Raw genomic sequence first — 9,954 nt, forward strand, 5'->3', positions numbered from 1 at the left:
CCCTCGTGATTACTCGATCACTTCCGCGACCACGCCGGCGCCGACCGTCCGACCACCCTCGCGGATGGCGAAGCGGAGCTCCTTCTCCATCGCGATCGGAGTGAGCAGCTCGACCGTCACGCCGATGTTGTCACCGGGCATGACCATCTCCGTCCCCTCGGGCAGGGTCACCGCACCGGTGACGTCCGTAGTCCGGAAGTAGAACTGCGGCTTGTAGCCCTTGAAGAACGGCGTGTGACGACCGCCTTCCTCCTTGGTCAGAACGTAGATCTCCGCCTTGAACTTCTTGTGCGGCGTGATCGAGCCGGGCTTCGCCATGACCTGGCCGCGCTCCACGTCCTCGCGCTTCAGGCCGCGGACCAGGGCGCCGATGTTGTCGCCCGCCATGCCCTCGTCGAGGAGCTTGCGGAACATCTCGACGCCGGTGACCACGGTCTTCTGCGTGGGGCGAAGGCCGACGATCTCGACCTCCTCGCCGACCTTGACCCGGCCGCGCTCGACGCGACCCGTGACCACGGTGCCACGACCCGAGATCGAGAACACGTCCTCGACCGGCATCAGGAAGGGCTTGTCGATCTGACGCTCGGGCTGCGGGATGTAGGAGTCGACCTCGGACATGAGCTGGAGGATCGCCTTCTCGCCGAGCTCGCCCGAGTCACCCTCGAGGCCCTTGAGCGCCGAGCCCTTGACGATCGGGGTCTTGTCGCCGGGGAAGTCGTACTCGGTGAGGAGGTCGCGGACCTCCATCTCGACCAGCTCGAGGAGCTCGGGGTCGTCCACCATGTCGCACTTGTTGAGGAAGACGACGATGTAGGGGACGCCGACCTGGCGGGCGAGGAGGATGTGCTCGCGGGTCTGGGGCATCGGGCCGTCAGCGGCCGAAACCACGAGGATCGCGCCGTCCATCTGCGCCGCGCCCGTGATCATGTTCTTCACGTAGTCGGCGTGGCCCGGGCAGTCCACGTGGGCGTAGTGGCGGTTCTCGGTCTCGTACTCGACGTGCGAGGTGGAGATCGTGATGCCGCGCTCGCGCTCCTCGGGAGCCTTGTCGATCGAACCGTAGTCCATCGCCTGGGCGAAGCCCTTGGTCGAGAGAACCTTGGTGATCGCAGCGGTCAGCGTCGTCTTGCCGTGATCGACGTGCCCGATGGTGCCGATGTTCGCGTGCGGCTTCTTACGCTCGAATTTTTCTTTGGACATCTCTCCTCCGACTCCTCTTTACGAAGAACACGCCTCGTGGCGACTCTAGTAACCCCGAATCCGCGTGACGATCGCGTCCGCGATGTTCTTCGGGACTTCCTGGTAATGCGAAAACTGCATGGAGTACGTCGCCCTGCCCTGCGTCTTGCTGCGCAGGTCGGTGGCATACCCGAACATCTCTGCGAACGGAACCTCGGCCCGGATCACCTGCAATCCGTGGTGGGGCTCCATACCCTGAATCCGGCCGCGGCGCGAGTTGAGATCGCCGATAACGTCGCCGGTGAAGTCGTCCGGGGTCTCGACCTCGCAGGCCATGACGGGCTCGAGGAGCACCGGCCCTGCTGCTGCGGCGGCGTCCTTGAACGCCATGGATCCGGCGATCTTGAAGGCGATGTCGGTCGAGTCCACGTCGTGGAAGCTGCCGTCGTAAAGCTCGGCCCTCACGTCGACCACCGGGAAGCCGGCGACGATGCCGCCGTCCAGCGCCTCGGCGATCCCCTTCTCGGTGGGTCCGATGAACTCTTTGGGGATCACCCCGCCGACGGTCGAGTCCACGAACTCGAAGCCCGTGCCCGGCTCGCGCGGCGAGAGGCGGATCCAGCAGTGGCCGTACTGACCGCGGCCGCCCGTCTGCCGGATGTACTTACCCTCGGCCGCGGCGGTCCGCGTGATCGTCTCCCGATACGAGACCTGCGGCTTGCCGACGTTCGCCTGGACCTTGAACTCGCGCAAGAGCCGGTCGACGGTGATCTCGAGGTGGAGCTCGCCCATGCCGGAGATGAGGGTCTGCCCGCTCTCCTCGTCGGTGTGGACGCGGAAGGACGGATCCTCGAGGGCCAGCCGCTGGAGGGAGATCCCGAGCTTCTCCTGATCCGCCTTCGTCTTCGGTTCGATGGCGACGGAGATCACCGGCTCCGGGAACTCCATCTTCTCGAGGATGATCGGCGCCTTGTCGTCGCAGAGGGTGTCACCCGTGGTGGCGAGCTTGAGGCCCACCGCGGCGGCGATGTCGCCGGCGTGGATGTCCTCGATCTCCTCGCGCTTGTTCGAGTGCATCCGGAGGATGCGCCCCACCCTCTCGCGCTTGCCCTTCACCGAGTTCCACACCGTGCTGCCGGCCTCGAGCTTGCCGGAGTAGACGCGGAAGAAGGTGAGCTGACCCACGAAGGGGTCGTTCATGATCTTGAACGCGAGAGCGGAGAAGGGAGCGTCGTCGCTCGTCGGGCGGCTGTCGTCGGCGCCGTCGGGCGTCTTCCCGTGGACGTCGGGGATGTCCACCGGCGCAGGGAGGTACTCGACGACGGCATCGAGGATCTGCTGGATGCCCTTGTTCTTGAACGCCGAGCCGCAGAGGACCGGCGTGACCTTCATGGCGATGGTCGCCAGCCGGAGCACGGGGCGGATGCGCTCCGCCGGGATCTCCTCGCCGGAGAGGTAGAGCTCGAGCAGGGAGTCGTCGTACTCCGCGATCGCCTCGACGAGGGCAGCGCGCGCCTCCTCGATCCGCTCGGCCTGCTCCGCGTCCGGATCCTCGATCCGAACCAGCATCCCGGCCGACTCGTCATCGAAGTGGATCGCCTTGCGGTCGATCACGTCGAGCACGCCGGCGAAATGTTCCTCGGCGCCGATGGGCAGGAAGATCGGGATCGCGTTGGTCTTGAGCCGATCGCGCATCATGGCGATGGCGCGGTCGAAGTCGGCCCCGACGCGATCCATCTTGTTCACAAAGGCGATTCGGGGGACGTGGTACTTGTTGGCCTGCCGCCAGACCGTCTCGGACTGGGGCTGCACACCGGCCACGGAGTCGAAGACCGCCACCGCGCCGTCGAGGACGCGCAGGCAGCGCTCCACCTCGATGGTGAAGTCGACGTGACCCGGGGTGTCGATGATGTTGATGCGGTTTTCGCGCCAGAAGCAGGTGGTCGCGGCCGAGGTGATCGTGATCCCTCGCTCCCGCTCCTGCTCCATCCAGTCCATGGTGGCAGCGCCCTCATGGACCTCGCCGGTCTTGTGGATGATGCCGGTGTAGAAGAGGATTCGCTCGGTCGTGGTGGTCTTGCCCGCGTCGATGTGGGCCATGATCCCGATGTTGCGGGTCCGCTCGAGCGGGTAGGCAATGGACATCTTTCGTACCCTTTCCTCGCGACCTGGGCCGCGGCTCGATGGCGGAGCGCCGGCTTTGTACCGGACACCCGCTTCGGGGAACACCTTCGCGCCGCCTTCGGGTTGCGACGCTCGACCAAGCTGTCAGAGAGCGGTGCTGCTTTCTGCCCTTCTGCCCGTGTCAGCTTTTCAGCTGCCTCTACTACCTATCCGATGCGGGCGCGTCCTCTCGGAAGCGCCCGCGCCGGTCGCTACCACCGATAGTGCGAGAAGGCCTTGTTGGCCTCTGCCATCTTGTGGGTGTCCTCGCGCTTCTTCACGGCGGCGCCGCGGTTGTTCGCCGCGTCGAGGATCTCGCCGGCCAGCTTCTCGGCCATGGTCTTCTCGCCGCGGCTGGCGGCGAAGGTGATCAGCCAGCGCATGCCGAGGGCGACCCGGCGGTCCTGGCGAACCTCGACCGGGACCTGGTAGGTGGCGCCACCGACTCGGCGGCTCTTCACCTCGAGGACCGGCTTGACGTTGTCGAGGGCCTTCTTGAAGAGCTTGAGGGGCTCCTCACCGGTGGCCTTGGACTCGACGATGTCGAACGCGCCGTAGACGATCCGCTCGGCGGTCGACTTCTTGCCGTCCCGCATCACGTCGTTCATGAACTTCGCGACGAGGCGATCGTTGAACTTGGGGTCCGGGAGAATCTTGCGCTTCTCTACTTCACGACGGCGAGGCATCTTCCTCTACCTTTTCGAATCTGGTTGAAGGAGTCCGGTCGTGCGTGCGGCGCGGACCCCCTTGAAAACGAGAGATCAGCCCGGCTTCTTGGCGCCGTACTTCGAGCGGCTCTGCTTCCGGTTCGCCACGCCGACCGAGTCGAGGCTGCCACGGACGATGTGATAGCGGACACCGGGGAGGTCCTTGACACGGCCGCCGCGGATCAGCACCACCGAGTGCTCCTGCAGGTTATGGCCGACGCCCGGGATGTAGCTCGTGACCTCGATCCCGTTGGTGAGGCGGACGCGGGCGACCTTGCGAAGAGCCGAGTTCGGCTTCTTGGGGGTGGTCGTGTAGACGCGCGTGCAAACGCCACGCTTCTGGGGAGAGAACTCGAGGGCGGGAGCCTTCTCCTTGGCCTTCATGGCCACGCGGCCCCTGCGGATCAGCTGGTTGATCGTCGGCATTCGATTCGATCCAAGAAGTTCCCGTCGACACATCGGGAACGTGGGTTCAAACAAAAGAGCGCCGCATTATAGGGATCGCGAGATCCCTGTCAAGCAGCGGATACCGCCACGGTGGCGGCGTCGAAAGGCGCATACCGGCAACGCCCCAGTGGGAGCCGCGGCCGAAAATGAATCGGGCGGGCTCATATCGATTGCGAAAGGCTGCTGTCAAGGAGATTGCGAAGCGCCTGCCCTTCCGGTCGCCCAGGCGCGGCCCGTGCCGCTTCCCGGCTGGCGGCATATGCGCGATTCGATTGCCTTGCCGCCCACTTGCCGGCTTGCTACCCGAGCGGCCATGTTGACCCTGCACCCGATGGTCCGCGGAGCGAGGAGCGCGTGAGATCCTTCGTCACCGAGTCCGGTCCCGAGACGCCGGCCCACCGGGAGATCCCGAGGGAACGGCGGATCTACGTGAACCGCAACCTCCGCATGGATCGGATCGAGGCGGTCGGCTTCGACATGGATTACACGCTGGCGATCTACCGGATGCGACGGATCGAGCAGCTCTCCTTCGACATGACGATCGCGCTCCTGGTGCGATCGTTCGGCTATCCCGAGGAGATCCTATCGATCCGCTACGACCCGGAGTTCGTGGTCCGGGGACTCGTGGTCGACAAGGAGCGCGGCAACCTCCTGAAGATGGACCGTTTCAACTACGTGGGCCGCGTCTACCACGGCAGGAAGGCGCTGCCCCGCGAGGAGCGCTGGCGGCTCTACCGCGACGAGAAGATCCGGGCGGCCTCCCCTCGCTATGCGTGGATCGATACGCTCTTCGCGCTGCCGGAGGCGTCGATCTACGCGGAGATCATCGAGCTCCTCGAGCCAGCGAGGCGCCTCGATTACGGCAAGCTCTACGACGACATCCGGGAAGCCATCGACACGGTCCACCGTGACGGCTCGCTCAAGTCCGAGATCCAGAAAGATCTGGACGGCTTCGTGGTTCGGGATCCCGAGCTGGGCCCCGCGCTGCACAAGTTGCGCTCGAGCGGCAAGAAGCTCTTCCTCCTCACCAACTCGCTCTGGGATTACACCTCCGCGGTGATGACCCACCTCCTCGACGGCGTGCTCCCGGAGTACCCGTCGTGGCGCGCGTACTTCGAATACGTGCTGGTCGGCGGAGCGAAGCCGCGGTTCTTCACCGAGAGCCACCCTCTCCTCGAGCTCGATCCCGGCGGTGGCGTGATCGGCAAGGCCGAGGCCCTGGAGAAGGGAAAGGCCTACCAGGGAGGCAACCTCGTCGACTTCGAGAAGATGATGGGGATCGGCGGGGAGAAGATCCTCTACGTCGGCGATCACATCTACGGCGACATCGTGAGATCGAAGAAGAGCTCGCTGTGGCGGACCTGCATGGTGGTCGAGGAGCTCGAGGTCGAGCTCGAGCACCTGATGAGGCACGCAGACGAGCTGGGGACGCTCGCCGCCGAAGAGCGCCGGCAGGCGAGCCTCGAGGATGACCTGAACCTCGAGAGGAGCCGTCTGAACGCCCTGGACCGGCGGCTCATCCACGGAGATCTCGAGGGCGAGCCGCGCGAGGCGCTCGAGAGGACGCGCGCCGAGTCGAAGCGAAGCATGGAGCAACTCCGTCGCTCGATCCGCGAGACCTCCGAGACCGTCTCGCGGCTGTCGGGGCTGATCGACGAAGGCTTCAACCGCTATTGGGGCCTGACGTTCAAGGAAGGGCCGGAGAACAGCCGCTTCGGGGAGCAGATCGAAGACTACGCCTGCATCTACACCAGCCGTGTCTCGAACCTGCTCTTCAGCTCGCCGATGCAGTACTTCCGGGCGCCCCGGGCGCTCATGCCACACGAGGTGGGCCTGGGGACGTTCTCGGTCTACGGCACCGACGACCGGCGCCCCGGGGATCGACTGGGAGGCGACTACGGCGCTTGAGCCCGTTTGGGGCGATGTCCGCTCGCGGGGCACGGGCGCGCTACGGGGGCGACCGGATCCCCTCGATGCCCTCGTCCGTAGGCAGGTCCCCCAACACGACGGCTCGCCTCGCCAGCACCTGGATCTGGGGGAAAAGCGGATCGTCGGTGAACGTGATGTTGTCGAAGGCACGCTTCACGACGTCGGGCCGGAGCTTCTTCCCTTTGTCGTTCAGCCATTGCTGGACCTGGCTCCTCGAGGGCCCCGGATCCTCCTGGAGCCGCCGGATCGCCTCACGGTTCGCGGCGAGGAAGCGGTCGACCAGATCAGGTCGGGCCTTGAGGGCGTCCGTCGACGCGATGACAACGGTGGTGGGAAACTTGCCGTCGGGCCAGAGCGAGCGCTCGTCGACGAGGACGACGCCCCCCGCCTCGAGGACGAGGCGGCTCACCCACGGCTCCGGAACCCACGCCGCCGCCAGCCTGTCGCGTCCGAAGAGCGAGAAGATGTCGGCCGGCGTGACCGGCAGGACCTCGACGTTGCCGCCCGCGCTCTTGGCCTTCAAGCCGTAATCCCGAAGCCAGAAGCGCAGCGAGACGTCCTGGGTGTTGGCGATCGCGGGTGACGCAACCTTCTCGCCGACGAGATCCTGCGGGCCGTGGATCCTCGGTTTGACCACCAGGGCCGCCCCGCCGGAGGCGGCGCCCGCGATGAGCCGCAGCGCCTTTCCATTGCTGCGGAAGTAGCCGTTCACCGCCGGGTTGGGTCCGATGTAGGCAACGTCGAGGTCGCCGGCGAAGAGAGCCTCGATAACGGACGGCCCGGCCGTAAAGACCCGGTCCTTCACCACGACGTCGTTGCCGAGCCGCTCGCGGAACAGCCCGCTCTGGAATCCGAGCAAGCCGGGAGCATGTGTCATGTTGGGCATGACGCCCACGCGGAAGACCCGCCTGCCATCCCGATCGTGCGGATCCCGATCGCGGGTGCAGCCGGCGAAGGCGATCGCCAGCGCGACGATCCAGGCCACGATCCACATGCCGGGGAAGCTGACGACGCCAGGCCCCGATAGCAATGCCCCCGGGCGAAGCGCGGCGACCGAACGCCATTCTCTGCGGTCCGCGTCGAGCCCCGTCCATCAATGTACGGTCGAAGCGCCGTGCGTCTCGACGTTCTCGACCGTTCGCTCATGAACGCAAGCGGCGGGCGTTCGGTCGATCAACAGACTCAAGAGCTCTGGGCGACTGTAGTGCCCGACCGAATCCATCATCTGTTTGCGTCTGTCGATCAAAGATAAATCGAGCTCGGCAACGACGGCGCCTTCGCCGGAACGTAGAGGGTCACCCATCAATTGTCCGTCCGGATCGACGATCGAAGTGAAGCATCCACCTGAGATCGGGCCGATGCTGCACCCCGAGTCCTCCATGATGCGCGCTTGCTGCTCGTCGGTCAGCCACGCGGAGGCGCTCAGGACGAAGCAAGCGGCTTCGAGGGCATGTTGGCGAATATTGACCTCGATCTGCGAGGTGAAGAGGTCGCCGAAGATCGAACCTGGAAACATCGCCGAATGAATCTGTTCGCCATCGGCCATCAATGCGAAGCGTGCGAGCGGATTGTAATGTTCCCAGCACACCAATTGACCGATCCGCCCGACCTCGCTGTCGACGGCTCTCAGCCCGGAACCGTCGCCTTGTCCCCAGATCATGCGCTCGTGATGCGTCGGCATGATCTTGCGGCGACGCTGGAGCAGAGTGCCGTCGGCATCGAACAGCAGTTGCGTGTCGTAGAGGGTGCCGCCGTCGCGTTCGTTGATGCCGATGGATACCACCATTTCGGCTTGCCTGCAGGCGTCCGCGATCGCGTGAGTGGCGGCCGACGGTACGGTCACAGCCTGCTCGAACAGCCGCTGCTGGTCCTCCCCTCTCCTCATTTCACTCCCCGACTGCACAAAGGAGAAATAGGGGTAATAGGGTACGACCGCCTCCGGGAACGTGGCGAATTGAACACCCCGCCGCCCGAGCTCGACGATCCTCCGGGTGACCTTCTCTACGGTGCCCTCTCGGCTGTAGAGGACCGGAGCGATCTGTACGGCAGCCGCTTTGACGACGGTCATCGGATGGCCTCCATGCCTTCGTCGTTGGAAGACAGCTCCTCTACGGCGAAGTAGAGTCCTGGCCCTCCATCGATGCTGCGTGCGTGCGCTCGATGGTCTCTTTGAGCAGCCGTGCGACCTTCTCGTCGAGCGACCGCGCGACGGCGTCGATCTCGGGCGAGGCGAACTGCGCCATGGTCGCCGACGGCAGGTCGTAGGTCACCAACACGCGCCGGTGTTCGATTTCGTGCACGAAGATCCGCAATGGAACGTAGAGGCCAGCGCGGGCGTCATGCTTCGTCATCTGAACGGCGATCAGCGCGTTGCCGAAGACGTAGGTGGTAGCGCGCACCGCCCTGCCGGTGAAGGCTGTGAGGAGAGCGCCATGTTCGAGCTTCTGAAACAACGTGAAGTCGAGTGGCCCAACGAACGCCGAGAGCTTCTCCTTTGCGGCTCGCGGCGACAGCGACGCGAGATCGTCGAGCGCGGCGGGGTCCATCCGTCCCATCAGCCCTTCGAGGGCGCTCGTAAACTCTCCGTGCGAAACGTCGAGTGTGATCTCGAGACGAGACCCTTCGTATGCGGAAACATAGGGTGGCATTGGCATTCGCGGGCCTCCACTGATCGGTTCCCGAAACTGAGGGCAGGTATGCTTCAGGGCTCCTTGCCTGCGAATTGATCGCCGAATGGAGTACCGGCGAATTTCTCTCGCAGCAGGCGGGACAAGAGCAGGAGCGAGCTGCGAGGCCGGTAGCTCGCGACGACCCGCTGTGTCTCCCGATCGGCGTTGCGGGTGACCAGTACGACACAGCCAATAGGCTCACCCCGTACTACGGCGATGTATTCCTCGAGGAAGCCGTTGTCGCCGCAGGGGCCGGCGAACTTGTGTTCCTGACGTTCATAGAGGGAGCGGATGGCGACCACGATTGATCGGACGGCCTCCGCGCCCTGCACGGCGCCGTCGAGCAGCGAGCCCTCCAGCGTGGCATCGACGGCCAGTTCGTCCAACCATGCTGGGTAGTAGTCTTTTAGAGCGGGAGGGCCCCATTCCAGATATGCGGCGCGGGCGTGGCCCTTGGCCATGAGACATTCCTCCCCTGCTGAGACCACATCCAATAGGGTTGTGCTCGGCGCGATGAAGGTCAAGTCCGCCTCGCGTGTGTTCAAGGACTCCTCCCCGAGCTCAGGCGACGGTCGCTTCCTCGTTCGTGAACTTGCTCGTGACGAGCTCTCGAGCCGGAAAGGTCAAATCCGCGCGTTGAGCAGGCCGAGCTCAATTGCGCTCGGAAATCGAAGGAGCAATCGCTCGATCGCTCCCCCGTTGCTCCGGAAGTTGCCGTTCAAGGCTCGCGGGTGCAGCCCGCGGCGGCGACCGCCAACGCGACGATCCAGGCGAAGATCCACATGTGGGGGGAGCTGACGTCGCCCGGACCCGGTAGCACCGACCCTGGCGAAGCGTGCGTGGCTCGGAGGCAGGAGGGC

Annotated in this window: 9 protein-coding genes; 1 reads left to right on the plus strand and 8 read right to left on the minus strand. The window is 65.1% G+C overall.

The genetic code is table 11. The annotated features are described in order from the left end of the window. Positions 1-9: 9 nt before the first annotated feature. From tuf to rpsL, 4 genes are all read right to left on the minus strand, one after another. Positions 10-1,200, minus strand: coding sequence for an elongation factor Tu (tuf, locus tag AKJ08_RS09670; protein WP_050725882.1), 1,191 nt, complete (start codon positions 1,198-1,200; stop codon positions 10-12). Positions 1,201-1,245: 45 nt separating this feature from the next. After that, the gene (fusA, locus tag AKJ08_RS09675) at positions 1,246-3,324 is read right to left on the minus strand and encodes an elongation factor G (protein ID WP_050725883.1); all 2,079 of its coding nucleotides are present in this window, start codon (positions 3,322-3,324) and stop codon (positions 1,246-1,248) included. A gap of 230 nt (positions 3,325-3,554) precedes the next feature. Further along, a complete protein-coding gene (gene rpsG, locus AKJ08_RS09680) occupies positions 3,555-4,028 on the minus strand; it encodes a 30S ribosomal protein S7 (RefSeq protein ID WP_050725884.1) in 474 nt (157 codons plus the stop codon). Positions 4,029-4,103: 75 nt separating this feature from the next. Further along, on the minus strand, positions 4,104-4,475 hold the full coding sequence (gene rpsL / locus AKJ08_RS09685) for a 30S ribosomal protein S12 (RefSeq protein ID WP_050725885.1): 372 nt from the start codon (positions 4,473-4,475) through the stop codon (positions 4,104-4,106). A 375-nt stretch (positions 4,476-4,850) separates the two neighbouring features. Here rpsL and AKJ08_RS09690 point away from each other — a divergent pair, with 375 nt between their 5' ends. After that, positions 4,851-6,404, plus strand: coding sequence for an HAD-IG family 5'-nucleotidase (locus tag AKJ08_RS09690; RefSeq protein WP_050725886.1), 1,554 nt, complete (start codon positions 4,851-4,853; stop codon positions 6,402-6,404). A 40-nt stretch (positions 6,405-6,444) separates the two neighbouring features. On the opposite strand, the gene AKJ08_RS09695 is transcribed toward AKJ08_RS09690, so the two are convergent. From AKJ08_RS09695 to AKJ08_RS09710, 4 genes are all read right to left on the minus strand, one after another. Next, a complete protein-coding gene (locus tag AKJ08_RS09695; RefSeq protein ID WP_205624707.1) occupies positions 6,445-7,410 on the minus strand; it encodes an ABC transporter substrate-binding protein in 966 nt (321 codons plus the stop codon). Between the two features lie 108 nt (positions 7,411-7,518). Next, positions 7,519-8,493: a nitrilase-related carbon-nitrogen hydrolase gene (locus AKJ08_RS09700; protein WP_050725888.1), complete on the minus strand. Its 975-nt coding sequence runs from the start codon at positions 8,491-8,493 to the stop codon at positions 7,519-7,521. A gap of 40 nt (positions 8,494-8,533) precedes the next feature. Continuing rightward, positions 8,534-9,079 carry a DUF302 domain-containing protein gene (locus tag AKJ08_RS09705; protein WP_082343021.1) on the minus strand — a complete coding sequence of 182 codons (546 nt, stop codon included), beginning with the start codon at positions 9,077-9,079 and terminating at the stop codon, positions 8,534-8,536. Between the two features lie 47 nt (positions 9,080-9,126). Then, a complete protein-coding gene (locus AKJ08_RS09710; protein ID WP_050725890.1) occupies positions 9,127-9,639 on the minus strand; it encodes a hypothetical protein in 513 nt (170 codons plus the stop codon). Positions 9,640-9,954: the final 315 nt, after the last annotated feature.

This window comes from Vulgatibacter incomptus (assembly GCF_001263175.1).
GTDB classification, from domain to species: Bacteria; Myxococcota; Myxococcia; order Myxococcales; family Vulgatibacteraceae; genus Vulgatibacter; species Vulgatibacter incomptus.

Bases quoted from the DNA above. Each gene is read 5' to 3' on its own strand.
- AKJ08_RS09700 (WP_050725888.1), bottom strand. From the start codon at position 8,493: ATGACCGTCGTCAAAGCGGCTGCCGTACAGATCGCTCCGGTCCTCTAC.
- fusA (WP_050725883.1), bottom strand. From the start codon at position 3,324: ATGTCCATTGCCTACCCGCTCGAGCGGACCCGCAACATCGGGATCATG.
- rpsG (WP_050725884.1), bottom strand. From the start codon at position 4,028: ATGCCTCGCCGTCGTGAAGTAGAGAAGCGCAAGATTCTCCCGGACCCC.
- tuf (WP_050725882.1), bottom strand. From the start codon at position 1,200: ATGTCCAAAGAAAAATTCGAGCGTAAGAAGCCGCACGCGAACATCGGC.
- AKJ08_RS09705 (WP_082343021.1), bottom strand. From the start codon at position 9,079: ATGCCAATGCCACCCTATGTTTCCGCATACGAAGGGTCTCGTCTCGAG.
- rpsL (WP_050725885.1), bottom strand. From the start codon at position 4,475: ATGCCGACGATCAACCAGCTGATCCGCAGGGGCCGCGTGGCCATGAAG.